35 protein-coding genes are annotated in these 25,649 nt (G+C 75.2%); 15 read left to right on the forward strand and 20 right to left on the reverse strand.

What is annotated here, in order from left to right:
- Positions 1–171: 171 nt before the first annotated feature.
- The 3 genes from ACFPK1_RS15445 to ACFPK1_RS15455 are packed head-to-tail and all read left to right on the forward strand — an operon-like array spanning position 172 to position 1,948.
- Positions 172–735 carry a GNAT family N-acetyltransferase gene (locus ACFPK1_RS15445; RefSeq protein WP_378021813.1) on the forward strand — a complete coding sequence of 188 codons (564 nt, stop codon included), beginning with the start codon at positions 172–174 and terminating at the stop codon, positions 733–735.
- On the forward strand, positions 732–1,508 hold the full coding sequence (locus ACFPK1_RS15450; protein ID WP_378021814.1) for an enoyl-CoA hydratase-related protein: 777 nt from the start codon (positions 732–734) through the stop codon (positions 1,506–1,508). Before ACFPK1_RS15445 ends, ACFPK1_RS15450 begins: the two co-directional genes overlap by 4 nt.
- Positions 1,505–1,948, forward strand: coding sequence for a hypothetical protein (locus ACFPK1_RS15455; protein WP_378021815.1), 444 nt, complete (start codon positions 1,505–1,507; stop codon positions 1,946–1,948). Before ACFPK1_RS15450 ends, ACFPK1_RS15455 begins: the two co-directional genes overlap by 4 nt.
- On the opposite strand, the gene ACFPK1_RS15460 is transcribed toward ACFPK1_RS15455, so the two are convergent.
- The 3 genes from ACFPK1_RS15460 to ACFPK1_RS15470 are packed head-to-tail and all read right to left on the reverse strand — an operon-like array spanning position 1,927 to position 3,135.
- A complete protein-coding gene (locus ACFPK1_RS15460; protein WP_378021816.1) occupies positions 1,927–2,343 on the reverse strand; it encodes a pyridoxamine 5'-phosphate oxidase family protein in 417 nt (138 codons plus the stop codon). The two genes, ACFPK1_RS15455 and ACFPK1_RS15460, sit on opposite strands and share 22 nt — an antisense overlap.
- Entirely contained in the window at positions 2,274–2,561 is a 288-nt protein-coding gene (locus ACFPK1_RS15465; protein WP_378021817.1) for a PNPOx family protein, read from the reverse strand. Before ACFPK1_RS15465 ends, ACFPK1_RS15460 begins: the two co-directional genes overlap by 70 nt.
- A gap of 10 nt (positions 2,562–2,571) precedes the next feature.
- Positions 2,572–3,135: a TetR/AcrR family transcriptional regulator gene (locus tag ACFPK1_RS15470; protein ID WP_378021818.1), complete on the reverse strand. Its 564-nt coding sequence runs from the start codon at positions 3,133–3,135 to the stop codon at positions 2,572–2,574.
- Positions 3,136–3,232: 97 nt separating this feature from the next.
- Between ACFPK1_RS15470 and ACFPK1_RS15475 the strand changes: the two genes are divergently transcribed.
- On the forward strand, positions 3,233–3,976 hold the full coding sequence (locus tag ACFPK1_RS15475) for a molybdopterin-dependent oxidoreductase (protein ID WP_378021819.1): 744 nt from the start codon (positions 3,233–3,235) through the stop codon (positions 3,974–3,976).
- Here the strand turns inward: ACFPK1_RS15475 and ACFPK1_RS15480 are convergent.
- Positions 3,928–4,515, reverse strand: coding sequence for a TetR/AcrR family transcriptional regulator (locus ACFPK1_RS15480; RefSeq protein WP_378021820.1), 588 nt, complete (start codon positions 4,513–4,515; stop codon positions 3,928–3,930). The genes ACFPK1_RS15475 and ACFPK1_RS15480 overlap by 49 nt on opposite strands.
- A gap of 68 nt (positions 4,516–4,583) precedes the next feature.
- Here ACFPK1_RS15480 and ACFPK1_RS15485 point away from each other — a divergent pair, with 68 nt between their 5' ends.
- On the forward strand, positions 4,584–5,723 hold the full coding sequence (locus tag ACFPK1_RS15485; protein ID WP_378021821.1) for an acyl-CoA dehydrogenase family protein: 1,140 nt from the start codon (positions 4,584–4,586) through the stop codon (positions 5,721–5,723).
- A gap of 15 nt (positions 5,724–5,738) precedes the next feature.
- Here the strand turns inward: ACFPK1_RS15485 and ACFPK1_RS15490 are convergent, their stop codons facing one another.
- The 9 genes from ACFPK1_RS15490 to paaA form a co-directional block, all read right to left on the reverse strand.
- Positions 5,739–6,053, reverse strand: a complete 315-nt coding sequence (locus tag ACFPK1_RS15490; RefSeq protein ID WP_378021822.1) for a DUF8129 domain-containing protein — start codon at positions 6,051–6,053, stop codon at positions 5,739–5,741.
- Positions 6,054–6,101: 48 nt separating this feature from the next.
- Positions 6,102–6,737, reverse strand: coding sequence for a DedA family protein (locus ACFPK1_RS15495; protein WP_378021823.1), 636 nt, complete (start codon positions 6,735–6,737; stop codon positions 6,102–6,104).
- A 122-nt stretch (positions 6,738–6,859) separates the two neighbouring features.
- A complete protein-coding gene (paaI, locus tag ACFPK1_RS15500) occupies positions 6,860–7,237 on the reverse strand; it encodes a hydroxyphenylacetyl-CoA thioesterase PaaI (protein WP_378021930.1) in 378 nt (125 codons plus the stop codon).
- Between the two features lie 22 nt (positions 7,238–7,259).
- Entirely contained in the window at positions 7,260–9,302 is a 2,043-nt protein-coding gene (gene paaZ / locus ACFPK1_RS15505; RefSeq protein WP_378021824.1) for a phenylacetic acid degradation bifunctional protein PaaZ, read from the reverse strand.
- A 10-nt stretch (positions 9,303–9,312) separates the two neighbouring features.
- A complete protein-coding gene (gene paaE, locus ACFPK1_RS15510; protein ID WP_378021825.1) occupies positions 9,313–10,413 on the reverse strand; it encodes a 1,2-phenylacetyl-CoA epoxidase subunit PaaE in 1,101 nt (366 codons plus the stop codon).
- Positions 10,413–10,922 carry a 1,2-phenylacetyl-CoA epoxidase subunit PaaD gene (paaD, locus tag ACFPK1_RS15515; RefSeq protein WP_378021826.1) on the reverse strand — a complete coding sequence of 170 codons (510 nt, stop codon included), beginning with the start codon at positions 10,920–10,922 and terminating at the stop codon, positions 10,413–10,415. The genes paaE and paaD overlap by 1 nt, the downstream gene beginning before the upstream one ends.
- Positions 10,916–11,848, reverse strand: a complete 933-nt coding sequence (gene paaC, locus ACFPK1_RS15520) for a 1,2-phenylacetyl-CoA epoxidase subunit PaaC (RefSeq protein ID WP_378021827.1) — start codon at positions 11,846–11,848, stop codon at positions 10,916–10,918. The genes paaD and paaC overlap by 7 nt, the downstream gene beginning before the upstream one ends.
- A complete protein-coding gene (gene paaB, locus ACFPK1_RS15525) occupies positions 11,848–12,198 on the reverse strand; it encodes a 1,2-phenylacetyl-CoA epoxidase subunit PaaB (RefSeq protein WP_378021931.1) in 351 nt (116 codons plus the stop codon). Before paaB ends, paaC begins: the two co-directional genes overlap by 1 nt.
- 2 nt (positions 12,199–12,200) lie before the next feature.
- Complete coding sequence (gene paaA / locus ACFPK1_RS15530) at positions 12,201–13,151, reverse strand: 1,2-phenylacetyl-CoA epoxidase subunit PaaA (RefSeq protein ID WP_378021828.1); 951 nt, start codon at positions 13,149–13,151, stop codon at positions 12,201–12,203.
- 187 nt (positions 13,152–13,338) lie between these two features.
- On the opposite strand from paaA, the gene ACFPK1_RS15535 reads away from it, so the two are divergent.
- Positions 13,339–13,833 carry a GNAT family N-acetyltransferase gene (locus ACFPK1_RS15535; protein WP_378021829.1) on the forward strand — a complete coding sequence of 165 codons (495 nt, stop codon included), beginning with the start codon at positions 13,339–13,341 and terminating at the stop codon, positions 13,831–13,833.
- Here ACFPK1_RS15535 and ACFPK1_RS15540 read toward each other — a convergent pair.
- Positions 13,805–14,026: a hypothetical protein gene (locus ACFPK1_RS15540; RefSeq protein WP_378021830.1), complete on the reverse strand. Its 222-nt coding sequence runs from the start codon at positions 14,024–14,026 to the stop codon at positions 13,805–13,807. The genes ACFPK1_RS15535 and ACFPK1_RS15540 overlap by 29 nt on opposite strands.
- A 10-nt stretch (positions 14,027–14,036) precedes the next feature.
- Entirely contained in the window at positions 14,037–14,702 is a 666-nt protein-coding gene (locus ACFPK1_RS15545; protein WP_378021831.1) for a TetR/AcrR family transcriptional regulator, read from the reverse strand.
- A gap of 265 nt (positions 14,703–14,967) precedes the next feature.
- Here ACFPK1_RS15545 and ACFPK1_RS15550 point away from each other — a divergent pair, with 265 nt between their 5' ends.
- The gene (locus tag ACFPK1_RS15550; protein ID WP_378021832.1) at positions 14,968–16,545 is read left to right on the forward strand and encodes a class I adenylate-forming enzyme family protein; all 1,578 of its coding nucleotides are present in this window, start codon (positions 14,968–14,970) and stop codon (positions 16,543–16,545) included.
- A gap of 89 nt (positions 16,546–16,634) precedes the next feature.
- The gene (locus tag ACFPK1_RS15555; RefSeq protein ID WP_378021833.1) at positions 16,635–17,363 is read left to right on the forward strand and encodes an alpha/beta fold hydrolase; all 729 of its coding nucleotides are present in this window, start codon (positions 16,635–16,637) and stop codon (positions 17,361–17,363) included.
- A 24-nt stretch (positions 17,364–17,387) separates the two neighbouring features.
- On the opposite strand, the gene ACFPK1_RS15560 is transcribed toward ACFPK1_RS15555, so the two are convergent.
- Positions 17,388–17,768, reverse strand: coding sequence for a rhodanese-like domain-containing protein (locus ACFPK1_RS15560; protein ID WP_378021834.1), 381 nt, complete (start codon positions 17,766–17,768; stop codon positions 17,388–17,390).
- A gap of 74 nt (positions 17,769–17,842) precedes the next feature.
- Positions 17,843–18,640 (reverse strand): enoyl-CoA hydratase/isomerase family protein, encoded by a 798-nt coding sequence (locus ACFPK1_RS15565; RefSeq protein ID WP_378021835.1) that lies wholly within the window; start codon positions 18,638–18,640, stop codon positions 17,843–17,845.
- A gap of 89 nt (positions 18,641–18,729) precedes the next feature.
- On the opposite strand from ACFPK1_RS15565, the gene ACFPK1_RS15570 reads away from it, so the two are divergent.
- Positions 18,730–19,782 (forward strand): NAD(P)H-dependent flavin oxidoreductase, encoded by a 1,053-nt coding sequence (locus ACFPK1_RS15570; RefSeq protein ID WP_378021836.1) that lies wholly within the window; start codon positions 18,730–18,732, stop codon positions 19,780–19,782.
- Between the two features lie 58 nt (positions 19,783–19,840).
- Positions 19,841–20,203, forward strand: coding sequence for a hypothetical protein (locus ACFPK1_RS15575; RefSeq protein WP_378021837.1), 363 nt, complete (start codon positions 19,841–19,843; stop codon positions 20,201–20,203).
- Here the strand turns inward: ACFPK1_RS15575 and ACFPK1_RS15580 are convergent.
- Positions 20,161–20,943, reverse strand: a complete 783-nt coding sequence (locus ACFPK1_RS15580) for a class I SAM-dependent methyltransferase (protein WP_378021838.1) — start codon at positions 20,941–20,943, stop codon at positions 20,161–20,163. The genes ACFPK1_RS15575 and ACFPK1_RS15580 overlap by 43 nt on opposite strands.
- A gap of 113 nt (positions 20,944–21,056) precedes the next feature.
- On the opposite strand from ACFPK1_RS15580, the gene ACFPK1_RS15585 reads away from it, so the two are divergent.
- From ACFPK1_RS15585 to ACFPK1_RS15595, 3 genes are read left to right on the forward strand one after another with little or no spacing between them, the layout of a single operon-like run.
- Entirely contained in the window at positions 21,057–21,413 is a 357-nt protein-coding gene (locus tag ACFPK1_RS15585; protein WP_378021839.1) for a hypothetical protein, read from the forward strand.
- Positions 21,414–21,435: 22 nt separating this feature from the next.
- Positions 21,436–22,143: a response regulator transcription factor gene (locus tag ACFPK1_RS15590; RefSeq protein ID WP_378021840.1), complete on the forward strand. Its 708-nt coding sequence runs from the start codon at positions 21,436–21,438 to the stop codon at positions 22,141–22,143.
- Complete coding sequence (locus tag ACFPK1_RS15595) at positions 22,140–23,453, forward strand: sensor histidine kinase (RefSeq protein ID WP_378021841.1); 1,314 nt, start codon at positions 22,140–22,142, stop codon at positions 23,451–23,453. The genes ACFPK1_RS15590 and ACFPK1_RS15595 overlap by 4 nt, the downstream gene beginning before the upstream one ends.
- On the opposite strand, the gene ACFPK1_RS15600 is transcribed toward ACFPK1_RS15595, so the two are convergent.
- A complete protein-coding gene (locus ACFPK1_RS15600; protein ID WP_378021842.1) occupies positions 23,419–23,700 on the reverse strand; it encodes a hypothetical protein in 282 nt (93 codons plus the stop codon). The two genes, ACFPK1_RS15595 and ACFPK1_RS15600, sit on opposite strands and share 35 nt — an antisense overlap.
- A 115-nt stretch (positions 23,701–23,815) precedes the next feature.
- On the opposite strand from ACFPK1_RS15600, the gene ACFPK1_RS15605 reads away from it, so the two are divergent.
- Both ACFPK1_RS15605 and ACFPK1_RS15610 read left to right on the forward strand, forming a co-directional pair.
- Positions 23,816–24,001, forward strand: coding sequence for a MerR family DNA-binding transcriptional regulator (locus ACFPK1_RS15605; RefSeq protein ID WP_378021843.1), 186 nt, complete (start codon positions 23,816–23,818; stop codon positions 23,999–24,001).
- A gap of 74 nt (positions 24,002–24,075) precedes the next feature.
- Positions 24,076–24,378, forward strand: coding sequence for a hypothetical protein (locus ACFPK1_RS15610; RefSeq protein ID WP_378021844.1), 303 nt, complete (start codon positions 24,076–24,078; stop codon positions 24,376–24,378).
- Here the strand turns inward: ACFPK1_RS15610 and ACFPK1_RS15615 are convergent.
- Positions 24,362–25,090 (reverse strand): HAD family hydrolase, encoded by a 729-nt coding sequence (locus ACFPK1_RS15615; protein WP_378021845.1) that lies wholly within the window; start codon positions 25,088–25,090, stop codon positions 24,362–24,364. The genes ACFPK1_RS15610 and ACFPK1_RS15615 overlap by 17 nt on opposite strands.
- Positions 25,091–25,649 lie beyond the last annotated feature (559 nt).

The following is a 25,649-nucleotide window of genomic DNA, read 5'->3' on the forward strand; positions in this document are numbered from 1 at the left end:
CGCGACCCGGTGCTCCACAACCCGGCGGCCGCGCCGGCGTCAGCGGGCCGTCAGGCGGGTGCTCTGACGCACCGCTGACGCGGCACGTCCGCGCCGTTGCCGGGACGTCGCGGCGCCGCGTGTCATCGCGGTGGGCCGCCGACGGGAGCGGCCGAGGCCCCGGACGAGGCGGTGACCGTGCGACCCGACGTCGACGAGCACCGCGGCGCACCGGACACGGTCGTCGTGGCACCGCTGGCCCAGGTGGCCGGCGACGGCGGGCAGCGGCTGGCCGACCTCGTCGGGCGGTGCTCACCCGGCACGCTCGCGGCGCGGTTCCACACGGCGGCGGCGCCGCAGGCCGACCGCGTGGTGGCATCGCTGGCGCTCCACCTCGCCTCGCGCACCCAGTTCGGCGTCGTCGTCGACGGCGTCCTCGCCGGGTGCGGCGGGCACGTGGCGGCGGGGCCGGACCGCGTCGAGGTCGCCGTCCTCGTGGCCGACCCGTGGCAGGGCCGCGGGCTGGGCCGGCGGCTGCTGCGCCACGCGCTGACCGACCCCGGGTGGCGCGGCCGGGAGGTCGTCGCGCACGTCCGGCTCGACGACGAGCGCGCGCTCCGCGTCGCCCGCGGCGTCCTCGGCGAGGTCGCGGCGACCGTGGTCGGCCGCCGCCACGACGGCACCGTCGAGCTCCGGGCCGCGGTCGCGTCCCGTCCCCTGCTGCGGCACCCCACCGAGATCGAGGAGCTCCCATGACCGTCGACGTGGAACACCACTGGGACGTCGCGACCGTCACCATCCGGCGCGAGGAGAAGCTGAACGCGCTCGACTACCCGACGATCGACCGCCTCCTCGCCGTGCTGGACGACATCGAGGGCGACGACACGGTGCGCGCCGTGGTGCTGACCGGCGCGGGCGAGCGGGCGTTCAGCGCGGGGGCCGACATCCCGTCGCTGGCCGGGAGCATCGCCGGCGGGCGGGAGCAGGCGCTGCGCGAGATCGTGCGCCGGGGACAGGGCCTGACGCGCCGCATCGAGCGGTACGCGAAGCCGGTGATCGTGGCGGTCAACGGTCTCGCCCACGGCGGCGGGTGCGAGATCACCGAGGCGGCGCCGCTGGCGATCGCGGCCGCGCACGCGACCTTCGCCAAGCCGGAGATCACCCTGGGCTTCCCGCCGCCGTTCGGGGGCTCGCAGCGCCTGCCGCGGCACGTCGGGCGCAAGCGCGGCCTGGAGATGATCCTGACCGGCGATCCGGTCGACGCCCACCGCGCCGCCGAGATCGGGCTGGTGAACGCGGTCGTCCCGGGCGACGAGCTGCTGGACCGGGCCCACACGCTCGCCCACCGCATCACCCGGCACGCCCCGGGCGCGGTGGCGGCGTGCCTGCGCGCGGTGACCCAGGGCATCGACCTGCCGATCGACGACGGGCTCGCCGTCGAGGCCGCCTGGTTCGCCGGCACGGTCGGCTCGGACGACGTCGATGCGGGGCTCGCCCGGTTCCTCGCGACGCGGGGGAACGGCCGGTGAGCGCGCGGGGGCTCGTGTCGGCCGCGGCCGTGCTGCTGATCGTCCTCGCGCTGCCGGTCGGGACCGAGCTCGGTGCCCGGGCCGCCGACGGTGACGATCCCCTCGCGCACCGGACCGTCGCCACGGTGCTGGCGATCGGGCCGCCGGTCTACCCCGACGAGAACGCGCTGGTCCCCGACGACGGGCTCGTGCGGGCGCGCTGGATCGACGGCCGTGGCCGGGAGCACGTCGAGGACCTGTACCTGCCGGGCCGACCGGAGGTGGGCGCGACGCGGCGGATCTGGATCGACCGCCACGGCGAGCCCACCGCCACACCCCTCGACGGGTCGACCGTCGCCCTCGTCGTGACAGCGGTGCTCGTGCTGGTCGGGGTCGCGGCGCTCGTGACGGTGCGTCTCGCCTCCCGGAGCTCGTCCGCTCAGTACAGGAGCGTGCGGTAGTTGTCCGGGGCGTAGCGCTGCTCCAGCTCGTCGAGCGAGGAGTCGGGGCTCGTCCGGTGCGCGATCTCGGCGACGCTCGGGAGGTCGGTGGGCGACCAGGACTCCGGGTCCCAGAGCCCGGAGCGCATGAGCGCCTTGGGGCAGTGGAAGAAGACCTCGTCGACGGTGACCTCGATGACGATGCGCGGACGGTGGCCGCGGACCTCGAAGGCGGCCGCGTCGTCGGCGTCGAGGAGCAGCCGCGCGCGCCCGTTCACCCGCAGCGTGTCGCGGCGCAGCGGCACGAGGAACAGCAGGGCGACGTGGGGGTCGCCCAGGATGTTGATCATTCCGTCGACGCGGCGGTTGCCGGGCCGGTCGGGCAGCAGCAGGGTCCGGTCGTCGGCGACGAGCACCGCCCGGCCGGGTCGCCCTTGGGGGAGACGTCCAGCGAGCCGTCGGCGCCGGAGGTGGCGATCAGGTGCAGCGTCGAGCTGTCGATGAACGCCCGGTCGACGTCGTCGAGGACCGGGCGCACCTTGGTCACGGCCCGCGCCATCGGCTCGCCGACGACCTCCCGCAGCTGCTCGAGATCGGTGATGACCGTGCCGCCGCGTGTCCCCGCCTCGCTCACCGGCCCGAGGCTACGGTCCCTCGGGCGGTGGCGCGAAGAGCCGGCGCTGCACGGTCCGGAGCACCTCGGCGCGGGTGCGGCTGCCGTGGCCGGCGGCGACGAGGGGGTCGGCGACCGCCACGCAGAAGGCGATCAGGCAGCGGGCCTCGAGGTCGTCCTCGTCGGTGCACACCGGCGCCAGCTGCTCGCGCAGGTAGGCGATGCGCAGGTCGTCCACGCGCCGCAGGCGCTCGGCGACCGCGGCGTCGCGCCGGGCCCAGTCGCGGACGGCGAGGTCGATCGGGCGCAGCTCGGGGCTGAACGTGAGCTCGGCGGCCCGCCGCGCCCTCGTCCGGGCGTCGCCGCCCTCCTGCTCGACCTGGGCGAGGACCTGGTCGGTGCTGCGCGCCTCCCACGCGTCGAGCACCTCGGTGAGGAGGGCGGGCCGGTCGGCGAAGTAGCCGTAGAACCCGCCCTTGCTCACGCCCAGCGAGCGCGCCAGGGACTCGATCTGCACGGCGTCCGGCCCGCCGGTGGCCAGCACCTGGAGCCCCGCGTCGATCCAGCGGTGGCGGGGCGTGCGGGCGAGCGCCACGGGCGGCGTCCCTCCTCGGTCTGCGGGTCTGTACGGCACCGTACAGACGCTGCTAGCGTCGGTGGCGTATACGACCCCGTATAGAAGGGGGAACGCGATGACCGCGACACACGACCTCGCCCACGGCCTGCGGCTGCCGCCCGGCCAGCGCCCGGTCGAGGGGTTCCCGCGCTTCGGCACCCACCTCCACCATCCCGCCCCCGAGGTCCCCGCCGACCACGCGATCGAGATCCGCGGGGCCGTGCGCGCCTCCTTCTCGGTGCCGCTCGCCGACCTCGCGCGCCTGCCGCGCCGGGAGCTCACCGCCGACTTCCACTGCGTCGCCGGCTGGTCGGCGCTCGACCTGCGCTGGGAGGGCGTCGGGTTCGACGACTTCTACCGCGAGGTCCTCGGACCCGCTCTCGACCCGGCTGCCACCGTCACCCACGTCGTCTTCGCCGGGCTCGACCACCACCGGTCGGTCGTGACGCTCGAGGACGCCCTGGCCAGCGACGTCCTGCTCGCCGAGAACCTCGACGGCCGCCCGCTCGACAGCGACCACGGCGCCCCGGTCCGGCTCGTCAGCCCGAGCCAGTACGGCTTCGTCAGCACCAAGCACCTCAGCCGGATCGAGCTGCGCACCGCGTCGCCGGCGGGTCCCCACGGGTCCCTCGCGCTGCGCCTGCTCGAGGAGCACCCACGCGCGCGGGTCTGGGAGGAGGAGCGCCACGGCACGCTCCCGGGCCCGTGGGTGCGCCCGGTCTACCGGCTGCTCATCCCGCCCCTCCGGGCCCTGTGCGCGTGGGGGCGCGCTCAGGACCGCGTGAGGCCGTGCAGGAGTAGCGCCGCGAGCGCCTCGTAGGCCTCGGCGTCGGCGAGGCCCGTGGCGCCGGCGATGCGGCGTTGCTGGATCGCCACCATCGTCGTCGCCACCGTCTCGGCGGCGAAGGACACCGGGACGTCGCGGAAGTCCCCGGCCGCGACGCCCTCGGCGATCAGCTCGCCGACGCGCCGGGCGGCGGCCCCGGTGTTGCGCGCGTAGACCTCGGCGGCGGGCGGGAACGCGGCCATGTCGTCGAAGAACCGGGCCGAGGCGGGTGCGAGCTCGGCCGCGACGGCGCGCAGGTAGGCGGCGACGCGGTCGGCGGGCGCCGCGCAGGCGTCGACGGCGGCCTCGACGCGCCCGGTGGCGCGCTCGAAGAAGCGCACGACCGCCGCCCGCACGAGCTGTTCCTTCGACCCGGCCAGCGCGTAGAGGGTGCGCTTCGAGCAGCGCAGGCGGGCGGCGACGTCGTCGAGTGTCAGGTGGGCGAACCCCTCGGCGAGCAGCAGGTCGATGAGGGCGTCGAAGAGCTCCGAGTGGCGGGCGGCACCGCGGCGCACCGGGGTCGGAGCGGACACGGGCCCTACCCTAACGCTCCTTCTATCGATACTCTAGGACCGTTCTGAGTACCGATAGGAGTGCTGCGATGCCCGTCGACCGGCTGCTGCCCACCCAGGAGGCCGAGGACCTGCTGGACCTGACCCGCGACCTCGCGGACAAGGAGCTCGCGACGCGGGTCGAGGAGCACGAGCGGGCCGAGACCTACCCCGAGGGCCTGTTCGCGACGCTCGGCGAGGCGGGGCTGCTGGGCCTGCCCTACCCCGAGGACATGGGTGGCGGCGCGCAGCCCTACGAGGTCTACCTGCAGGTGCTCGAGGAGCTCGCGGCGCGCTGGGCGGCGGTCGCCGTCGCGACGAGCGTGCACTCGCTGTCGTGCTTCCCGCTGGCCACGTTCGGCACGGCCGAGCAGCAGCAGCGATGGCTGCCCGACATGCTCGGCGGCGGGCTGATCGGCGGCTACTCGCTCTCCGAGCCGCAGGCCGGGTCGGACGCGGCGGCGCTGCGGTGCAAGGCGTCGACTACCGATGGCGGGTACGAGATCACGGGCACCAAGGCGTGGATCACCCACGGCGGCCGGGCCGACTTCTACGCCCTGTTCGCCCGGACCGGCGAGGGCTCGCGCGGCATCTCGTGCTTCCTCGCGCCCGGGCAGACCGAGGGGCTGACCTGGGGGAAGCCCGAGGAGAAGATGGGTCTGCACGGGGTGCCGACCACCACCGCCAACTGGGACGGCGCCGTCCTCTCCGGCGACCGGCTGATCGGCCGCGAGGGCCAGGGCCTGGAGATCGCGTTCTCGGCGCTGGACTCCGGGCGCCTGGGCATCGCGGCGTGCGCGGTGGGGCTCGCGCAGGCGGCGCTGGACGCGGCGGTGGACTACGCGAACGAGCGCGAGACGTTCGGCCGCAAGATCGTCGACCACCAGGGGCTCGGGTTCGTGCTGGCCGACATGGCCGCCGCGGTCGACTCGGCGCGCGCGACCTACCTGGACGCGGCGCGCCGCCGCGACCTCGGCCGGCCCTACGGGCGCCAGGCCAGCGTGGCCAAGCTCGTGGCCACCGACGCGGCCATGAAGGTCGCCACCGACGCCGTGCAGGTGTTCGGCGGCTACGGCTACACCCGCGACTTCCCGGTGGAGCGCTACATGCGCGAGGCCAAGATCATGCAGATCTTCGAGGGCACCAACCAGATCCAGCGCCTGGTCATCAGCCGCCACTTCGCGAGGTAGTGCGCTCACGTGGCGCTAGCCACCCCAGGTCACCTGGCGCAGGCCGTGGCGGTCGGGCGGGCCGGGCTGGGCGGCGCCGTCGGGGGAGACCGGCGAGCCGTGGGCGGTGCCGCCCTCGCGCGCCTCGCTCTGGTCGCCGCCGGACGGCTCCGCGCCCGCGTCGAGCTCGGCGATCCGGGTACGCAGCACCTCGATCACCGGCATCCGCGAGGAGTGGGCGCGCTCGTGCTCGAGCAGGTGCTCCACCTCGCCGCGCTCGAGCGAGCGGATGCGGTGCTTGATCGTGTCGACCGTGGCGTGGTCGAAGTCCGGGAACGGGGCGTCGGCCACCGGGGGCCTCCTCGCGACGGGTGCGTTCGGGCCCGGGGGTCTACCCGCTCAGGACGCGGGCGCACCCTCCTCCGGCCGGGTGAGCAGCCCGATGACGCGCTTCTTGACGAGGAACCCGACGGTCAGCCCGACGAGGACCGCGACGATCAGCCCCGCCCACGAGAACCGCTTGAGCCAGGTCTCGGCCGCGATCCCCAGCGCGTACACCGCCGCCGTCGTGCCGAACGTCCAGAGGACGCCGCCGACGACGTTGGCCGGCATGAACTTGCGGTAGGGCATCTTCAGCGCGCCCGCGAGCGGGCCCGCGAGGATCCGCAGGATCGCGATGAAGCGGCCCACGATCACGGTCATGACGCCCCACCGCTCGAACGCCCGCTCGGCGATGGCGACGTGCCCGGGGCCGAAGTGCTTGGGGAACCGCCGGCCGGCCGCCTCGAGCAGCCCGATGCCGTAGCGGCGCCCGACGGCGAAGCCGATGGAGTCACCCACCACCGCGCCGATCAGCGCCGCCGTCGCGACCCAGATCGCCGAGATCGCGAGCTCCGGGCGGGTGGCCATCAGCGTCGCGCTGACCAGCACGATCTCGCCGGGCAGCGGGATACCGAAGCTCTCGATCCCGACCACCCCCAGGACGGTGAGGTACACCGCCAGCGGCGGGATCGACTGCAGCCACTCCGCGATCACCCGGTACTCCCTTCCCGGTAGGGACCCCGAGCATGACGCACCGTGGCGATCGACGACAGCCGTTGCGTCAGGAGAGCGACAACGGGCCGATTGTCCACACACGGAGTGTGATCGACCGGCTGCTAGCTGCTCCGCAACGTCCGGCTGTGCCCACGGAACTCGGCGATGACCTGCCCGTCGCGCGGGCGGGTCACAGTGACGTCGTAGACGCCGCTGCGCCCGTAGGCCACCCGCTCGGTCGCCTCGGCCGCCAGCACGTCGCCGAGGTGCGCCGACGCGACGAACACGACGTCCGCGGCGGCCGCCACCGCGACGGGCCCCGCCGAGTTGCAGGCGCACGCGAACGTCGAGTCGGCGAGCAGGAACAGGTAGCCGCCGTGGCACATGCCGTGGCCGTTGACCATCTCCTCGGTCACCGGCATCGAGATGCGCGCCCGCCCGTCCGCCGCCTCGTGCAGCTCCATCCCGAGCTTCCGCGAGGCGGCGTCGTCGTCCCACATGCGGCGGACGGACGAGACGATCTCAGGCATCGGCGGCCTCGGAGCGCTTGGCCACCAGCGTCAGCACGTCGTACTTGGCCACCGGGTCACCGTTGCCGTTGACGACCTCCGCGTCCCAGCGCACCTCGCCGTACGCGGCCGACGCGCGCGGCGAGATCTGCTTGGCCGTGAGCGTGATCGTCAGTTCGTCGTCGAACTTCACCGGCGTCAGGAAGCGCAGGTCGTCCACGCCGAAGTTGGCGAGCACCGGTCCCGGCGCCGGATCGACGAACAGCCCCGCCGCGAACGACACCACGAGGTAGCCGTGGGCCACGCGCTCCCCGAAGAACGGGTTCGCGGCGGCGGCCTCGGCGTCGAGGTGGGCGTAGAAGGTGTCGCCGGTGAACTCGGCGAAGTGCGCGACGTCGGCCTCGGTGACCCGCCGCGGGCCGCCGACGACGGTGTCGCCGGGGCGCAGGTCCTCGAGGTGCTTGCGGAACGGGTGCTCGTCGGTGACGGTGCGCGCGCTGCCCGGCACCCACCGCCCGGTGATCGCCGAGAGCATGTCCGGGGACCCCTGGACGGCGCTGCGCTGCATGTGGTGGGCGACGCCGCGCAGCCCGCCCAGCTCCTCGCCGCCGCCGGCCCGGCCCGGGCCGCCGTGCACGAGCTGGGGCATCGGCGAGCCGTGGCCCGTCGACTCCTTCGCGTCGGCGCGGTCGAGCACCAGCAGGCGGCCGTGCCACGGCGCCACGCCGAGCACGACCTCGCGGGCGAACTCCGCGTCGGCGGTGACCACCGACCCGGCGAGCGAGCCCTGGCCGCGCGCGGCGAGCTCGACGACCTCGCCCGCCGAGGAGTACGGCACGACCGTGGAGACCGGCCCGAACGCCTCGACCTCGTGCACCGCGGCGCTGTCGGCCGACCCGCGCAGCAGCACCGGCGACAGGAACGCGCCCCGCTGCGCGTCGGCGCCGCGGACCTCGACCTGCTCGGGGTCGCCGAACACCACCTCGGCGCCGTCCATCAGCGACTTCAGCGAGCGGCGGACCTCCTCGCGCTGCTCGAGCCCGGCCAGCGCGCCCATGGTCACGCCCTCGGCCGACGGGTCGCCGACGACGACCTGCGCGAGCTTGTCCCGCACCGCCTCGACCACCGCGTCGGCCTGCGCGGCGGGCACGAACGCGCGCCGGATCGCCGTGCACTTCTGCCCGGCCTTCACCGTCATCTCGGTGACGAGCTGGCCGACGTAGAGGTCGAACTCCGGCGTCCCCGGCGTCGCGTCCGGTCCGAGGATCGAGCAGTTCAGCGAGTCGGCCTCCGCGGTGAAGCGCACCGCGCGCGCCGAGAGCACCGGGTGGGTGCGCAGCTGCCGCGCGGTGGAGGCCGAGCCGGTGAACGAGACGAGGTCCTGCTCGGTGAGGTGGTCGAACAGGTCGCCGACCGAGCCGGCGAGGAACTGGACCGCGCCGTCGGGCAGCAGCCCCGACGCGACGATCAGCCGCGCCAGCTCGGCGGTGAGGAACGCGGTGGGCGTCGCCGGCTTGATGATCGACGGGACGCCGGCGAGGAACGCGGGGGCGAGCTTCTCCAGCGGGCCCCAGACGGGGAAGTTGTAGGCGTTGACCTGCACCGCGACGCCCTGCAGCGGGGTCATCACGTGCTGGGCGACGAAGGTGCCGCCCTTGCTCAGCGGCACGACGTCGCCGTCGAGCCACGGCCCGGACGCGGGCAGCTCGCGCTTGCCCAGCGACGCGTACACCTGCAGCACACCGATGCCGCCGTCGACGTCGAACTTCGCGTCGCCCTTCGTGGCGCCGGTGCGCGCCGAGACGGCGTAGAGCTCCTCGCGGTGCTCGCGCAGGTACCCGGCGAGGGCCTTGAGCAGCGACGCGCGCTGGTGGAACGACAGCTCGCGCAGCGCGGGCCCGCCGACGCGGCGGCCGTAGCCGGCGACCGCGGCCATGTCGATGCCGTCGGTGGCGAGCCGGCCGATCTCCTCGCCGGTGACCGCGTCGCTCACGGGGCGGCCCTCGGCGTCGGGGGTGACCCACTCGCCGAGGACGTGGCTGGACAGGACGCTCATCGATGATCCTCTAGACGTCGTAGTCGACGGTGACTTCGTCGGAGACGGGCAGGGCCTGGCAGGTCAGCACGAACCCGGCGTCGACCTCCTCGGGCTCGAGCGCGAAGTTGCGGCGCATCGTGACCTCGCCGGCGGTGACCTGCGCGCGGCAGGTGCCGCAGACCCCGCCCTTGCAGGCGAACGGCAGGTCGGAGCGGGTGCGCTGGGCGGCGTCGAGCACCGGCTCGGTGCGCGGCAGGGTGAGCACCGACGCGCGCCCGTTGACGATCACGGTGACCGTGGCGCCCGTCCCGTCGTCCTCGACGGCGTCGTCCTCGGCGCGGTGCACCTCGGGCGGCGGCTCGTCGACGTAGAACAGCTCGCGGTGCACGCGGCGGCGCTCGACGTCGAAGCCGGTGATGACCTCCGTCGCCGCCTCGACCATGCCGAGCGGGCCGCAGAGCCACCAGTGCGCGACCTCGCCGACCGGCACCAGCGCGCCGACCAGCGTGCGCAGGCGCTCGGCGTCGAGGCGGCCGTTGAACAGGTCGGCGGCGGTGGGTTCGCGGGAGAGCACGTGGACGAGCTGCAGGCGCGAGCCGTAGCGGTCCTTGAGGTCGGCGAGGTCCTCGCCGAACATCACCGTGTCGCTGCGGCGGTTGCCGTAGAGCAGCGTCACCCGGGTGTCGCGGTAGGCGGCCAGGACGGTCGCGGCGATCGAGAGCACCGGTGTGATCCCGGAGCCGGCGGCGACGAGCACGTGGTGCTCGCCGGGCGCGACCTCCGGGCTGAAGCGGCCCTGCGGCGGCCCGACCTCGATCTCGTCGCCGGCGCCGAGCCGGTCGACCAGCCACGTCGAGAACAGCCCGTCGTCGACGCGGCGCACCCCGATCCGCGGGGCGGCGCCCTCGGGCGCGCAGATCGAGTACGACCGGCGCTCCTCGCCGTCGGCGGTCTCCAGGCGCAGGGTCAGGTACTGGCCGGCCCGGAACACGTAGTCGTCGCGCAGCGCGTCGGGCACGTCGAACCGGACGGCGACGGCGTCGTCGCAGAGCCGCTCGACGTCGGCGACCCGCAGGGTGTGGAAGCCGGACGCGCGGGGCGTCGGGACCTCCGTGGCGGGGGCGCTCATCAGATCTCCTTGACGTGCTCGAACGGTTCGGCGCACGACCGGCAGCGGCGCAGCGCCGTGCAGGCGGTCGGCCCGAAGCGCGAGGTCTCCTCGGTGTCCGGTGCCCCGCAGAGCGGGCAGGCCACGGCGCGGGACGGCGCGACCAGCGTGAGCGGCACCGGACCCACCGCCCGGGGGCCGAGGTGCGCCGGCGGGGCGACGCCGGCCTCGGCGAGCTTGCGGCGGCCCGCGTCGGAGATCCAGTCGGTGGACCACGGCGGGCTGAACGTGGTGCGCACGTCGACCCGGTCGTGGCCGGCGGCGTGGAGCTTGCGGCGCAGGTCGGCGCGCATCTCCTCGAGGGCGGGGCAGCCGGAGTAGGTCGGGGTGATGGTCACGACCACCGTGCCGTCGCCGGCGGTCTCGACGCCGCGCACCACGCCGAGGTCGGCGAGGGTCAGCATCGGCATCTCGGGGTCGACGACGCCCTCCACGACCGTGCGAGCGTCGAGCAGATCGGCGGTCACCACGTCGCCTCCGGGTGCGCGCGGGCCAGCGACTGCATGACGGCGAGGACGGTGCCCAGCGACTCGGTGTGCACGCCGTCGCGGCCACCGCGCCCGCCGACGAGCCCCACCGCGGCGCGCTCGGGACGGGTCAGGGTGGCGAGCGGCAGGACCTGCTCGAGCACGCCGTCGACCTCGCCGCGCAGCTCCGCGGGGTCGACGGCGACGCCCGCCTCGGCGAGGCGGCGCTCGACGTCGTGGGGGAGGAAGAGCTCCTCGACGAACGGCCACACGTCGTCGAGGCCCGCCTGCATCCGCGCGTGGGAGAGCTCGGTGCCGTCGCCGAGGCGCAGCGTCCACTGGGCGGCGTAGTCGCGGTGGTAGGCGAGCTCCTTGACCGCCTTGCCGGCGACGGCGGCGAGCACCGGGTCGCGGCTGCCGGTGAGGCGCTGCATCAGCGCGAGCCGCCACGACGAGAGCACGAGGATCCAGGCGATGGTGCGCCCGAAGTCGCCGAGGTCGGTCTCGACGAGGGTGACGTTGCGGAACCCCCGGTCGTCGCGGAAGTAGGTCAGCACGTCCTCGTCGTCCTGCGGGCCCGCGCGGAACGGCTCGGCGGCGCCGAGGTGCCCGGCGCGCGAGAGCAGCACGCGCGCCTGCCCGAGCAGGTCGAGCGCGATGTTCGCGAGCGCCACGTCCTCCTCGAGCTCGGGCGCCTTGGCCGTCCAGCCGGCGAGGCGCTGCGCGGCGATCAGGGCGTCGTCGGCGAGCATGAGGCAGTAGGCCGCGAGGTCGGCGCGGTCGACGCCCTCGGGCACCGGGGCGTCGATCTCCGCGGTGCCCGCGTCGAACCCGGTGCCGAAGGCCCAGCGGCCGTCGTCGTCCGCGGTCGCCAGCGCGTCGTAGACGTTCTCGTCGTGGTGCGCGGGGTCGGTGTCGTCGCTGTGCATCAGAGGTGGGGGACGTCGTCGGGGATGTCGTAGAAGGTCGGGTGCCGGTAGACCTTGTCGCCGGCGGGCGCGAAGAACGGGTCCTTCTCGTCCGGGCTGGACGCGGTGATCGCGTCGCCGCGCACGACCCAGATGCTCACGCCCTCGTTGCGCCGCGTGTAGAGGTTGCGGGCGTTGTGCAGGGCCATGGTGTCGTCGGGCGCGTGCAGCGAGCCGACGTGCACGTGGTTGAGCCCGCGCTTGCCGCGCACGAACACCTCGTAGAGCGGCCAGGTCGCCTTCGGTCCGCCACCGCTCGCCAGGTCGCGGGCGGGGTCGCCCTCGACGTGGGCGGTGGTGTCGTCGGACATGCTCATGCCGCCGGCACCTCCCGCGCAGCGTGCTTGACGGCGTACGCGGCGGCCGCGTCGCGGACCCACTGCCCGCCCTCGTGGGCGGCGCGGCGGTTGGCCAGGCGCTGGGCGTTGCACGGCCCGGCACCCTTGACGACCTGCATGAACTCGTCCCAGTCGATGTCGCCGAAGTCGTGCGCCTGCCGGTCGTCGTTCCAGCGCAGCGCGGGGTCGGGCAGCGTGACGCCGAGCGCCTCGGCCTGCGGGACGGTCATGTCGACGTAGCGCTGGCGCAGCTCGTCGTTGGTGTGGCGCTTGATCCGCCAGGCCATCGACTGCTGGGTGTTGGGCGAGTCGCCGTCGGCGGGGCCGAACATCATCAGCGACGGCCACCACCAGCGGTCGACCGCGTCCTGGACCATCGCGCGCTGCGCGTCGGTGCCGGCCATCAGCGTCATCAGCAGCTCGTAGCCCTGGCGCTGGTGGAACGACTCCTCCTTGCAGATGCGCACCATGGCCCGCGCGTAGGGCCCGTAGCTGGAGCGGCACAGCGGGACCTGATTGACGATCGCGGCGCCGTCGACGAGCCAGCCGATGACGCCGATGTCGGCGAACGTCAGCGTGGGGTAGTTGAAGATCGACGAGTACTTCTGCTTCGAGTCGATCAGCTTCTCGGTGAGCTCGCCGCGGTCGACCCCGAGCGTCTCGGTGGCCGAGTAGAGGTAGAGCCCGTGGCCGGCCTCGTCCTGGACCTTGGCCAGCAGGATGGCCTTCCGCCGCAGGCTGGGGGCGCGCAGGATCCAGTTGCCCTCGGGCTGCATCCCGATGATCTCGGAGTGCGCGTGCTGGGCGATCTGGCGGATGAGGGTCTTGCGGTAGCCCTCGGGCATCCAGTCGCGGGGCTCGACGCGGCCCTCGGACGCCACGGTGCGCTCGAACTGGGCCTCGAGCTCGTGCTCGGTCACGGTCATCGGTGGCCACCTCCGTACCGAATGTTCGTTCGGTTGATGGTGACGCACCGGACCCCGACTCCGCAACCGTCTCGTGCGGGGTGGCTCGTGCGGGGTGGCTCGCGCGGGTGGAGCGAGGGCGTCCCTGGGTGCGTGGGAAGCAGTGAAGGACGCCCTCGCTGCTCCCCACGCGGGCAGGATCGCCGGCATGGACGTGCTCGCGACGCTGGCGGACGGGGCGCTGACGGTGCGCCGGGCCCGGGCCGCGGACGTGCCCGCGCTGGTCGGGCTGATCGCCGCCGACCCGGTGAGCGCCGGGCGGGGCGACGCGCTCGGTGACCTCGCGCCCTACGCGGCGGCGTTCGCCGAGATCGACGCCGACCCCGCCCACCTGCTCGTCTGCCTCGACGAGGCCGACGGCGGGACGGTCGGCACCCTGCAGCTCACGGTGCTGCCGAGCCTCGGCCGGCGCGGCACGCGGCGTGCCCAGCTCGAGTCGGTGCACGTCGACGAGCGGTGCCGGGGCCGGGGGTACGGCGCGCTGCTGGTCGGCTGGGCGGTGGACGAGGCCCGGCGGCGTGGCTGCGGGCTCGTGCAGCTGACGAGCGACGCGTCACGGGCCGCCGCGCACCGCTTCTACGAGCGGCTGGGGTTCACCGCCAGCCACGCGGGGTTCAAGCAGGACCTGACGACCCGTCGATGAGCTCGTCGAGCGTGACGTAGAGCCCCGGGTCGCCGGTGCGCTCGCTGCGCTCGACCGCGGCGCGCGCCCGGGCCGCGATGCGCCCGATCTCGTCGGCCGCGACCACCCGCGTCTGCAGCACCTCGCCGTCGCCGTCGGTCAGGGTGACCGCGACGAGGCCGGTCTCGGGCTGCTCGGAGAACTCCAGCGGCACGGGCCCGAGCCTAGGTCGACCGGACGTCCGGCGCAGGTGCCTTCTGGGCGAGCAGGCCCTCGAACGCCATCCGGTCGACCTCGGCGACGAGGTCGTCCACGGCGACGCGTCCCGGGCGGTACCAGTCGACGAGCGAGTTCACGAGCCCCGAGAGCAGGCGGGCGCCGACGGTCGGGTCGATGCCGGCGCGCAGCTCCCCGGCGGCCGAGGCCTCGCGGACCAGGGCGGCGATGGCCGCGTCGAACTCGCGGCGCCGGGCCAGCGCCCAGCGCTCGGTCTCGGTGTTGCCGCGCAGGCGCAGCAGCAGGGTCACGTGCGGCAGCTCGGCGACGAGCACCTCGACCTGCCGGCGCACGATGTGGCGCAGCCGGGTCAGCGGGCTGCCCGACGACGCGCCCGGCTCGTCGAGGATGCCGAACAACCCGTCGAGCGCCCGCTCGAGCGCCGCGCGCAGCAGCGCCTCCTTGCCGCGCACGTGGTGGTAGAAGGACGACTTGGTGATGCCGGCGGCCGCGGAGAGGTCCTCCATGCTCGTGGCGTCGTAGCCGCGCTCGTTGAACACCCGCGCGGCGACCTCGACGAGGCTCGACGGGTCGTACGTCGGCCGGGACCGCCGCTCCCGCGCGGGCCCCGCCGGTCGCTCGCCCTCGGGGGCGGGGGGTCGCGTGCCGGTCACGCCGGGGAATCTACGGCCCCGACCGGGTCATGAGGCCAGAGGCGGGCCGGGTGATCGTGTGCGCCGCCCGGTTCCGAGCGAAGGGCACCTTCGCTCGGATAGAGGGGCGAGGGGGCCCCTTCGCCGGAACGCCGTCCCTGGCGCCGGAGGCCGGTACCCAGCATCCTCGTGCCTGGCCGCGTGGGGCGGGTCACTGCTACCGTCGAGCCGACCGAACGATCGTTCGACTGCGCCCACCACGCAGCGTGTTCCCCGGAGCTGCTCGATGACGACGCCCGAGACCCTCCACGACCTCGCGCCGGCGGGCGACGCGGGCAACGCGACGCGCACCATGGGTGCCGCCCTGCGCCGCGCGCTGGCCACCGCCCGCGGGCGCACGGCCGTGGTGTGCGGCGAGCAGACCGTCGACTACGCCGAGCTGGCCGACCGCATCGCGCGCCTCGGCGGGCTGCTCACGGCCCTGGGGCTGCGCCCCGGCGACCGCGTCGGCGTCCTGGGCGCGAACTGTCATCGCTACCTCGAGCTCTACCTCGGCCTGCCGAGTCACGGGCTCGTCATCGTCCCGCTGAACGTGCGCCACACCGCCGCCGAGCGGACCTACGCCCTGCGCGACGCCGGGGCCCGCGTGCTGTTCGCCGACCGCGCGCTCGACGGCCTCGACCCCGACCTGCGCGTCGTCGACACGAGCACCGAGTACGAGGCGCTGCTCGCCGACGCCGCACCCACCGCCCCGCTGCGCGAGCCCGCCGAGCACGACCTCGCCGGCATCTTCTACACCGGAGGCACCACCGGGGCGGCCAAGGGCGTGATGCTCACGCACGGCAACCTGGTCGCCAACGCGTTCCACTTCATGGCCTGCTGGCCGTTCACCGCGGACACCCGCTGGCTCGTGGTCGCGCCGATGTTCCACGCGGCCGGCACGATCGGCGCGCTCGCCACCGTGTGGGCCGGCGGGACACAGGTGATGTGCCCGGCGTTCACCCCGGACGGCGTCCTCGACCTCGTCGAGCGCCACGGCGTCACCGCGACGCTCGTGGTGCCGACGATGATGGACGCGCTCGCTGCCGAGCAGACCGCCCGCCCGCGCAGGGTGTCGAGCCTGCGCTGGCTCTCGCACGGGTCGTCGCCCGCCGCGGTCGAGCTGCTGCGCCGCACCCACGGCGCGTTCCCGGACGCCGAGATGCTGCACATCTACGGGCTGACCGAGACCTCGCCGATCGTCACCCTCCTGCCCGGCGAGCAGCACCTGCTCGACACCCCGCAGGCGCGCTCGTGCGGGCGGGCCGCGGTCGGCGTCGAGGTGATCGTCGTCGACCCGGCCGACCGCGCGCCGCTGCCGCCGGGCACGGTCGGCGAGGTGCTGATCCGCGGCGCCAACGTCACCGCGGGCTACTGGAACAAGCCCGAGGAGACCGCCGCGGCGCTGCGCGACGGCTGGTTCGCGTCCGGCGACCTGGGGCTGCTCGACGACGGCGGGCACCTGTTCCTCGTCGACCGCGCCAAGGACATGATCGTCTCGGGCGGCGAGAACGTGTACAGCGCCGAGGTCGAGAACGCCCTGTTCGCGCACCCCTCGGTCGTCGAGGTCGCGGTGTTCGGTGTGCCGCACGAGCGGTTCGGCGAGTCGGTGCACGCCGTCGTCGTCCTGCGCTCCCAGCCCGAGGACGCCGATGGGTTCGCCGAGGAGCTCGTGGCGCACTGCCGCCGCACGATCGCCGGCTACAAGGTCCCGCGCAGCATCGAGACCCGCGTCGAGCCGCTGCCGAAGTCGGGCGCCGGGAAGATCCTCAAGCGGGAACTGCGCGCGGTGTTCTGGGCGGAGCGGGAGTCCCAGCTGACGTAGGCCCGGAGAACGAGGTCGTTGAACGGTGACCGACCGTCCCCCTAGGTTCGACCTCGGAACAGTGACCACACACTGCTGGGGGCGGAAAAGTGCCGGAAGCGACGATTGTCCTGGTCCACGGCGCCTGGGCGGACGGTTCGAGCTGGAATCCCGTCGCGCGTGAGCTGAGGAATCGCGGATACACGGTGCTCACGCCACCCAATCCGTTGCGCGGCGTGACCACGGATGCTCCCTACGTCACCTCGTTCGTCGCCCAGCGCGCGACGGGCCCCGTGGTGCTGGTCGGCCATTCCTACGGCGGCTTCGTCATCACGAACGCCGCGGCCGGCGCCGGTGACGTGCGGGCGCTGGTCTACGTCGACGCGTTCATCCCCGACGCCGGCGAGACGGTCTTCCAGATCCTCGGGGGATCGGGATCGGCGCTCGACGTCCCCGATCCGACCACCGTGCTCGATCTCGCCGGATATCCCGGGGCGCCCGAAGGAGATGTCGAGGCTTTCCTGAAGCCCGACACGGTGCACGGGGCATTCGCGCAGGATCTGCCGGAGGACGACCGCTGGCGGATCGTCGAGAGTCAGCGCCCGATCACCCTGAGTGCGAATCTGACGCCGGGGGCCGACGCCGCGTGGAGATCGTTGCCGAGCTGGGCCGTGGTGGGCACCGAGGACCGGGTCATCCCCCCGGACACCCAGCGGCGGATGGCCGAGCGCGCCGGCTCGACGATCACCGACGTGGCCGGCTCCCACGTCTCGATGGTGTCGAACCCGAAGGTCACCATCGACGCGGTCCTCGCCGCCGCGGAGGCCGCCGGCCGCTGAGGGCGCGGGGTCCGCGTCGGGGGCTCAGGGCGGCGGCGCGACGGGCCGCCCGTCGGCGGTCCAGGCGCCGAAGCCGCCGTCGAGGTGGGCCACGTCGGTGTAGCCCAGCGACTGGAGGCTCCGCGCGGCGAGCGCGGAGCGGCCGCCGCCCGAGCAGAAGCAGATGACCCGTCGCGCGGGGTCGAAGCCGGGGACGTGCATCGGCGTGCCGGGGTCGGCGGCGAACTCGAGCAGGCCGCGGGGCACGGGCGTCGCTCCCGGGATGGTGCCCGCCGCGGTCTCGTCCGCCTCCCGGACGTCGACGAGCAGCCGGTCGCCCTGCGCCAGCTCGGCCGCGACCTGCGACGGGGTGAGGCCGTCCACGTGGGCCCGGGCCTCCATCACGAGATCGCGCGCCGATGCCATGTAGCCGCCTCCCCGGACGAACGGATCTGCGCGGCGGATCATGGCACCCGGGACCGCCGGCCGGAAGGTCCCGGTCAGTGCCCGGTGAAGGTCGGCTTCTCCTTCGCGAGGAACGCCTCGACGGCGTTGCGGTGGTCCTCGGTCTTCGCGAGGCGCGACTGGGCCGCGCCCTCGTGCTCGAGCACGGACGGCAGCGACGAGACGGTGCCCAGCGCGATCGCGACCTTGATCTCGGCGTAGGCCGCGGTCGGCCCGGCGGCGAGCTTGCGGGCCAGGGCGAGCGCCTTGTCGTCGAGCTCCTCGGCGGCGACCACCTCGCGCACGAGCCCCCAGTCGCGCGCCGACTCGGCGGTGAAGGTGTCGCCGAGCATGAGCAGGTCGGTGGCCCGCGAGGCGCCGACGGCGTGGGCCAGCGTCGCGGAGAGCCCGGAGTCGCCGCCGAACCCGATGCCGGAGAACGCCGTCGCGAAGCGCACCCCGGCCGCGGCGACGCGCAGGTCGCAGGCCAGCGCGAACCCGAGGCCGGCGCCGACGCAGGTGCCGCCGATCGCGGCGATCGCGGGCTTGGGCATCGTCGCGAGCGCCGAGGTGATGCGGTTGTAGTGCTCGGGCACGGTGCGCATGGCGTCCGGGTCGCCCGAGCGCAGGGTCTCGGCGTGTTCGCCGAGGTCCTGCCCGACGCAGAACGCCGGCCCCGCGGCGGCGAGGACGACGGCGCGCACGCTGTCGTCCTGGCCGACGTCCTCGAGGGCGTCGCGCAGCGCCACCTTGAGCTCGGTGGTCAGCGCGTTGCGACGGTCCGGGCGGTTCATCCGCACGACCGCCACGGCCGCCTGGTCGTCTCGGGTCACCACGACGGCGTCGTTCGTCATCGAACGCACTCCTCTCACGGGCCGGGCGGTCCGGCGCGGGGATCATGCTGCCCTCCCGCCGGGGGTGGGGACAGGGGCAGGGTGGAGCCATGACGACGGCACTGACGCGGGTCGCCGCGTTCTGCGAGCGCTACGGGCTCGACGTCCCGATCATCCAGGCCCCGATGGCGGGTGCCTGCCCGCCGGAGCTGGCCGTCGCCGTGGCGCAGGCCGGCGGCATGGGGGCCACCGGGGCGGTCCTCGACAGCCCGGCGAAGATCGAGGACTGGGCCCGGCGGTTCCGCGAGGGCTCCTCCGGGCCGTTCCAGATGAACCTGTGGATCCCCGACGCGCCGCCGGACGGGGACGGCGGCGCGGCCGCGGCGCGCGCCTTCCTCGATCGCTTCGGCACGCCCGGCGAGCCCGCGGGGGCGTCGCCGGTGTTCACCGAGCAGGTCGACGCGCTGCTCGCCGCGGGGCCGACGGTGATCTCGTCGATCATGGGCCTGTTCGACCCGCCGACCGTCGAACGGATCCACGCCGCGGGCATCGCCTGGTTCGCCTGCGCGACCACTCTCGACGAGGCGCTCGCCGCGCAGGACGCCGGCGCCGACGCGGTGGTCGCCCAGGGCATCGAGGCCGGCGGGCACCGCGGGACGTTCGACCCGGTGGCCGCCGCGTCGACGGGCGTCGGGCTGCTCGCGCTCGTGCCGCAGCTCGCGGACGCGCTGCGCGTGCCGGTCGTCGCCACCGGCGGGATCACCGACGGGCGCGCGGTCGCGGCGGCGCTGACCCTCGGGGCGAGCGCGGTGCAGGTGGGCACGGCGTACCTGCGCTCGCCGGAGATCGGGATCGCGCCCGCGTGGTCGGAGGCGCTGGGGGCCGCCGCGCCGGAGACCTCGGTGCTCACCCGAGCGTACTCGGGGCGCCCGGGGCGGGCGCTGCCCACCCCGTTCGTGCGGGCGTGGACGGAGGCCGGCGTGGCTCCGGCGGGCTACCCGGTGCAGCGCGCGCTGGTGGGGCAGTGGCGCCGCGGGGAGGCCGCCGGCGTCGATCCCGTCAACCAGTGGGCGGGCCAGGCCGCCCGCCTCGCGCGCCCGGAGTCCGCGCGCGTGATCACCGAGGAGCTGTGGCGCGCGGCGCGCGCCCTGTTGCCGGCATGACGGGGGTGCGCCGGCTCCCCGCTCGCACGCCGCCCGGGCCACCGGTGCGCTCCTGGCCGTGCAGAGCGTCTTCCAGGCGGGTCTCGCGTCGGGGGCGCCGTGGGGACGCTTCGCGTACGGCGGGGCCCACCCGGGCCGGCTCCCGGAGAAGCTCCGCCGGGTCAGCGGGGTGGCCGCCCCGGTCTACGCGGCGTCGGCGGTCGGCGTCGCCACCGGGGCCGGGTCGCCGGCGCTGCGGCGCGCGGCGCTGACCGGCCTGGCCGCGTTCATGGCGGTCGGGACGGTGCTCAACGGCATCTCGCGCTCGCCGGGGGAGCGGCTGGTGTGGACGCCGTTCTGCGCCGTGACCGCGGTGCTGGCCTGGTCCGCCCGCCCGGATCAGGCCACCCGGGCGACGAGCGTGATCACCGGCGGCCGGTAGGGCTCCATCACGGGGGCGACGGCCGCGACCGCCGCGCGCCGCACCGCGGCGCGCTCGGATTCGGAGAGCCGGGCCAGCCACCCCGCGACGTGGGCCTGGCCGAGGCGGTAGTCGACCAGGTCCTCCGCCCGGTCCACCCCGACGTCGGCGACGTGCTCGGTGACGACGACGTCCGCCAGCCCGGCGGCGTGGGCGGCCTCGCGCATCGCGGACACGTCGCCGAGCAGCGGCGCCTGCACGGTCGTGAGGTGGGCGTACCAGTCGGGCGGGGTGAAGCCGGCGTCCGCGGCGACCGCGTCGATCCGGTCGCGCACCCGGCGGTGGGCGGTCGTGGCGCCCGGCGCCGTCGCCAGGATCGCGCCGCCGGCGCGGGTGACGCGGGCGAGCTCGCGCAGCGCGGCGGTCGGGTCGTCGACGTGGTTGAGCGCGAAGGCCGCGACCGCGTCGTCGACGGCGCGGTCGCGCAGCGGCAGCGCCTCCAGCGCACCGACGGCCGCCGGCGGGCGGGTGGCGGCGTCCCGGGCGAGCATCGCGGGCGAGCGGTCGACGGCCACCGGGCGCGCCCCGGCGAGCTGCAGCGCCGCCGACGCGAGGCCCGTGCCGGCGCCGGCGTCGAGCACCCGGCGGCCGACGAGCGGGTGCGGGGCGGCCGCCACGAGCTGCGTCGCCAGCGGCCCGTACACCCGCGCGGCGCCGGTCGCCCAACCCGTCGCGGCCCACGCATAGCGGTCCACGGTCATGACCTCACTGTTCCCTCAGAGACGCCACAGACCTGCGTCACCCCCGGCGAGCACGGTGATCACCGTGAGGCGGCCGCCCCGAACGGCCGCCCGGACGTCGAGGAGATCGATCGATGAACTGTCGCCGCCTGCCGGTCCTCGCCGGACCGGTCCTGGCCGGACTGCTCGTGCTCGGCGGGTGCGCCGGCGCTCCCGAGACCGGCCCCGCTGCCGCCGCGCCCGCCCCCGCCACCGTGTCCGCCCCCACCGGCGTCGGCGGGCAGGCGCCGTGCACGACGCGGCTGCGCCCCAGCGGGGCCACCGGCGGCGGGCTGACGCTCACGCCCGAGGTCCAGGAGCAGATCGAGCGGCTGCGCCGGACGCCGGGCCCCGATGCCCGGGCGACGCCGCCCGACCCCGCGCTCGCCTCCCGCCTCGCCGACGTCAGCTCCCGCGTCGAGCGTGCCGCCCAGCCCTGCACGGACCGCTGATCCCGGCGAGCACAATCGCGCCATGAGTGACCCGGCCGCGCCCGACCTGCTGGTCGTCGACGACGACGCCGACGTGCGCGCCTCGCTCGAGCGCGGCCTGCGGCTGTCCGGCTTCGCCGTGCGCTCCGCGCAGGACGGGCCGGGCGCGCTGCGCGCGGTGCACGAGCGGGTCCCGGACGCCGTGGTCCTCGACCTCGGGCTGCCCGGCATGGACGGCGTCGCGGTGGTCACCGCGCTGCGGGCGATGGACCACGACGTCCCGGTGTGCGTGCTCTCCGCCCGCGACACCGTCGACGACCGCGTCGTCGGGCTCGAGGCCGGCGCCGACGACTACATGGTCAAGCCGTTCGCGCTCACCGAGCTGGTCGCGCGGTTGCGGGCGCTCCTGCGGCGCGGGGTCCGCCCGGCCCCGGAGGCGGCGTCCGGCGACGTGGTCGGGGCCGGCCCGCTGCGGATCGACCTCGCGCGGCGCACGGTGCACGTCGGCGAGCGCTCGGTGGACCTGACCAAGCGGGAGTACGAGCTGCTCGTCGTGCTCGCCCGCAACGCCGAGGTCGTGCTGACCCGCGAGCGGCTGCTCGAGCTGGTCTGGGGCTACGACTTCGCCACCGACACCAACGTCGTCGACGTCTTCGTCGGCTACCTGCGCCGCAAGCTGGAGGCCGACGGCACGCCGCGGCTCGTGCACACGGTGCGCGGCGTCGGCTTCGTGCTGCGGGAGGGCGGGTGAGGCGCTCCTGGTCGCTCCGGGCCCGCGTCGCCCTGGCCTCCGCGGTGGCCACGACCGTGGTCGTCGTACTGGTCGGTGTGCTGGCCTCGGTGCTGCTGACCCGCGAGCAGACCGAGCGCCTCGACCGCAGCCTCGTGCCGGGATCGCCCGCGGTGCTCGGGACGTTCGCGTCGACCCGCGCCGACCTGGCGGTGACCCTGCGCGGACCGGCGGGCGCGCGCCGGGTCAGCGGCCCCGAGCTGCCGCTCTCGCCGCTCGGTATCCCGACCTCGGTCGACGTCGGCGGCGTCGCCTACCGGATCCGCACCGCTCCCGGTCCGGCGCCGGGCGTGCTCGTGACGGTCGGGGCGACCGAGGACGACACCCGCGCGCGGGTGGCCGACCGGCAGCGACTGGTCACCGGGCTCGGCGTGGTGGCCGTCGCGCTGGCCGCCGGGCTGGGATGGCTCCTCGCGGGCCGTGCCGTGCGCCCGATGCGCCGGCTCACCACGCAGGCGGCGACGCTCGACCGGGCCGCCGCCGATCCCGCCGAGCCGCCCCCGACCGTGCGCGCCGACGGGTCCCGCGAGTCCGAGGAGCTCGCCGACGCGCTGTCGGCGATGCTCGCGCGCCTGCACGCCGAGCAGGAGCGCAGCACGGCCTCGCTGCACGCCGCCCGGGACTTCGCGGCGGCCGCCCGTCACGAGCTGCGGACCCCCCTGACCGCCATGCGCACCGACCTCGAGGTGCTCCGGGACCATCCCGACCTGCCCGAACGTGACGCGGTGCTCGCCGACGTCCTGCGCGCGCAGGGGCGGGTGGAGGCGACGCTCACCGCGCTGGGCCAGCTCGCCGCCGGGGACCTGCCCGAGGCGAGCGACCGGGAGGCGATCGGCGTGGCCGACCTGCTGCGCCTGGCCGCCGAGGACGCGCGGCGGGCGCACCCGGGGCTGGAGGTCGTCGTGGACGAGCCGCCCGAGGGCGCGGTCCGCGCCTCGCTGGAAGGACTGCGGATGGCGCTGGCGAACGCGGTCGTCAACGCGGTGCGCCACGGCGGCGCGGGGAGCGTGCAGCTCGGTGCCCACGGGGGCGCCGACGGCGGGGTGGTGCTCACCGTCGACGACGACGGACGCGGGCTGCCGGCCGACGAGCGTGAGGCCGTGCTCGGGCGTTTCGTGCGGGGGAGCACCGCGGGGGCGCCGGGCTCGGGGCTGGGGCTGGCGCTGGTCGCGCAGCAGGCGGCGCGGCACGGCGGGGAGGTGCGTCTCGGGGACGCGCCGACCGGCGGCTTGCGCGTCAGCCTCGCGATCGGTCCGGATCGAGCTGGGTGACCAGGCGCAGGTCCCACGCCTCGGGCCAGGGCGTCGGTCGGCGGACCCGCTCGTAGACCCAGGCCGTGAACCCCTCGGCGACGAGGGCGCGGGCGAGCTCCACCAGCCCCGCGAGATCGTCCGAGTCGTGCTGTTCGTGGTCGTTGCGGGCGGGGGTGTGCAGCGGCCCGCGGAACCGCCGGGCGTCGAGCCGGTAGCGCCGGGGGCCGCCCGGCCCGGGTAAGTGTCTGTCGTGGATGTCGCTCATGTCGCCGACTATAGCGACGTGGACGGCATCGGCGACAAGAGAGTCAGTCGAGAAAGTCACGCCATCGGCGACAAATCCGTCGTTCGGACGACAGCGGCGACATAGGGTGACCGGCATGCCGCCGTCGGAACTGGTGTCGACGCCCGAGGCCGCGAAGGCGCTCGGGGTCAGCCCGCGCACGCTGCAGCGCTACGTGACGCAGGGTCTCGTCACGCCCGAGATCACGCTGCCGTCGGGTCAGTACCGGTGGAACGTGCCCAAGCTGCGCCGCCAGATCGGTATCGACGACGACGAGGAGTAGCGCCGTCGGTCGCCCGGCGATGTCGGTCCTCCCCCGTAGCGTCGGCCCCGTTCTGCGGACGAGGGGAAGACGCCATGACCGAGCGCGACGCGGTGCCGTGCGGGCCGTTCGAGATCGAGCCGTTCGACCTCGGGCGGGAGCTCTGCGCCGGGAGCTCCGGCGACGAGGTCGTGCGCCGCAGCGAGCGCTGGCTGGTCGGCGTGCTCGGCGAGGCCGAGGTGGAGCTCGGTGCCGCCGACCGCGAGATCGCCGGCCTGCTCGCCGCCGACGGCTGGTCGGTGGCGCAGGTCGTCGGCGGCTGGGTGCGGCGCGCCGGCCGGCGGCCCGCGGGGGTCGTGCGCGAGCTGGTCGCGCCCGGCGTCACCCGCGTGGGCTGAGCAGCGCGAGCACGTCGGCGAGACCTCGCTCGCGCTCGCGCTGCTCGCCGGCCAGCACGAACACGCGCAGCCCGGCGGCCGCCGCGCCACCGTCGCGGCGCGGGTTGTCGCCGACCATCAGGGTGCGCCGCGGGTCGACGCCGAGCCGCGCGCAGGCGGTGCTGAACAGCTCCGGGGCCGGTTTCTCGCGGCCCTCCTCGCACGAGAGCACCCAGGTACCGACGAGCTCGTCGAGGCCGGCGGCGCGGGCGTGGCCGCGGATGTCCCAGCCGATGTCGCTCACCACGCCGACGGGGACCCTGCGCTCGGCGAGCGTGCGCAGGAAGGGGCCGGTGTCGGGGTAGGGCACCCAGGAGTCCTCGGCGACGACGCGGGCCTGGGCGGCGTCCTCGATGCCCCGCAGGTACTCGACGCGGGAGAACCACGTCCGCATCGCGCGGTGGTGGGCGTCGGCGTCGAGGTCGCGGCCCTCCTGCGCGGCGATCACCTCGGGCTCGGCCGCCGCCGCGTCGAGGGCGGCGAGCACGGCTTCGGGGTCGTCGAGCGCCCGCCCGGTGTCGCCGGCGATCCGGCGCAGCCACTCGTCGGTGGGGATCATGCGGAAGAGCGTGTTGCTGAAGTCGCAGAGCACCGCCTCGAGGGGCGGCACCGGTGCGGCCCGGTCCTCGGCGGACGGGCGGTAGGCGGCGGGGAGGTCGAAGAGCGCGCGCACCTCGCGATGATCGCGCGGGTGGGGGTGGCGCGCGCGGCCCGGTGGTGCGGGAGATCAGCAGGCGGAGAGGCACCGTCGAGGCGTGGTCCGGAGTGCTTTCTCGCCTGTTGATCTCCGGTTGGGGGACGGGGCGCCGGGGCCACGAGATCAGGAGCGCGTGGTGCACCCGGGCTGCGGTGGGCGCGTCGATGTGGTGCTCGTGATCTCCGGCCACGCGCCTCGGGGGGAGATCAGGGGCGCGTAGTGCACCCGAGCGACGGGGAGCGCGTCGATGGGGTGCTCGTGATCTCTGGCCGCGCGCTTCGGGGAGATCAGGGGTGCGTGGTGCACCCGGGGCTCGGGGGACGGGGGCCCGCTGGCGAGGAGGTCAGGAGCGTGCTGTGCACCCCGGCCGCGAGGTCTACGCCGATGGGGTGCTCGTGATCTCCGAGCGGCGCCGCCCCGTTCCGCGCCAAGGGCCCCTTCGATCGAGTAGTTCGACCGAAGGGGCCCTTCGCTCAGTTCCGGGCGCCCCCCGAGCCGAGGCGCCGTCTTGGCGAAGGGCGCCCCTCGCCCGTCT

The organism is Actinomycetospora rhizophila, assembly GCF_042657905.1.
Taxonomy (GTDB): Bacteria; Actinomycetota; Actinomycetes; order Mycobacteriales; family Pseudonocardiaceae; genus Actinomycetospora; species Actinomycetospora rhizophila.

Excerpts from the sequence above, each read along its gene's own strand:
- ACFPK1_RS15450 (WP_378021814.1), top strand. The coding sequence starts at position 732 with ATGACCGTCGACGTGGAACACCACTGGGACGTCGCGACCGTCACCATC.
- ACFPK1_RS15475 (WP_378021819.1), top strand. The coding sequence starts at position 3,233 with ATGACCGCGACACACGACCTCGCCCACGGCCTGCGGCTGCCGCCCGGC.
- ACFPK1_RS15485 (WP_378021821.1), top strand. The coding sequence starts at position 4,584 with ATGCCCGTCGACCGGCTGCTGCCCACCCAGGAGGCCGAGGACCTGCTG.
- paaI (WP_378021930.1), bottom strand. The coding sequence starts at position 7,237 with ATGTGGGACGACGACGCCGCCTCGCGGAAGCTCGGGATGGAGCTGCAC.
- paaZ (WP_378021824.1), bottom strand. The coding sequence starts at position 9,302 with ATGAGCGTCCTGTCCAGCCACGTCCTCGGCGAGTGGGTCACCCCCGAC.
- paaE (WP_378021825.1), bottom strand. The coding sequence starts at position 10,413 with ATGAGCGCCCCCGCCACGGAGGTCCCGACGCCCCGCGCGTCCGGCTTC.
- paaC (WP_378021827.1), bottom strand. The coding sequence starts at position 11,848 with ATGCACAGCGACGACACCGACCCCGCGCACCACGACGAGAACGTCTAC.
- paaB (WP_378021931.1), bottom strand. The coding sequence starts at position 12,198 with ATGTCCGACGACACCACCGCCCACGTCGAGGGCGACCCCGCCCGCGAC.
- paaA (WP_378021828.1), bottom strand. The coding sequence starts at position 13,151 with ATGACCGTGACCGAGCACGAGCTCGAGGCCCAGTTCGAGCGCACCGTG.
- ACFPK1_RS15535 (WP_378021829.1), top strand. The coding sequence starts at position 13,339 with ATGGACGTGCTCGCGACGCTGGCGGACGGGGCGCTGACGGTGCGCCGG.
- ACFPK1_RS15550 (WP_378021832.1), top strand. The coding sequence starts at position 14,968 with ATGACGACGCCCGAGACCCTCCACGACCTCGCGCCGGCGGGCGACGCG.
- ACFPK1_RS15560 (WP_378021834.1), bottom strand. The coding sequence starts at position 17,768 with ATGGCATCGGCGCGCGATCTCGTGATGGAGGCCCGGGCCCACGTGGAC.
- ACFPK1_RS15565 (WP_378021835.1), bottom strand. The coding sequence starts at position 18,640 with ATGACGAACGACGCCGTCGTGGTGACCCGAGACGACCAGGCGGCCGTG.
- ACFPK1_RS15570 (WP_378021836.1), top strand. The coding sequence starts at position 18,730 with ATGACGACGGCACTGACGCGGGTCGCCGCGTTCTGCGAGCGCTACGGG.
- ACFPK1_RS15580 (WP_378021838.1), bottom strand. The coding sequence starts at position 20,943 with ATGACCGTGGACCGCTATGCGTGGGCCGCGACGGGTTGGGCGACCGGC.
- ACFPK1_RS15585 (WP_378021839.1), top strand. The coding sequence starts at position 21,057 with ATGAACTGTCGCCGCCTGCCGGTCCTCGCCGGACCGGTCCTGGCCGGA.
- ACFPK1_RS15590 (WP_378021840.1), top strand. The coding sequence starts at position 21,436 with ATGAGTGACCCGGCCGCGCCCGACCTGCTGGTCGTCGACGACGACGCC.
- ACFPK1_RS15600 (WP_378021842.1), bottom strand. The coding sequence starts at position 23,700 with ATGAGCGACATCCACGACAGACACTTACCCGGGCCGGGCGGCCCCCGG.
- ACFPK1_RS15605 (WP_378021843.1), top strand. The coding sequence starts at position 23,816 with ATGCCGCCGTCGGAACTGGTGTCGACGCCCGAGGCCGCGAAGGCGCTC.
- ACFPK1_RS15610 (WP_378021844.1), top strand. The coding sequence starts at position 24,076 with ATGACCGAGCGCGACGCGGTGCCGTGCGGGCCGTTCGAGATCGAGCCG.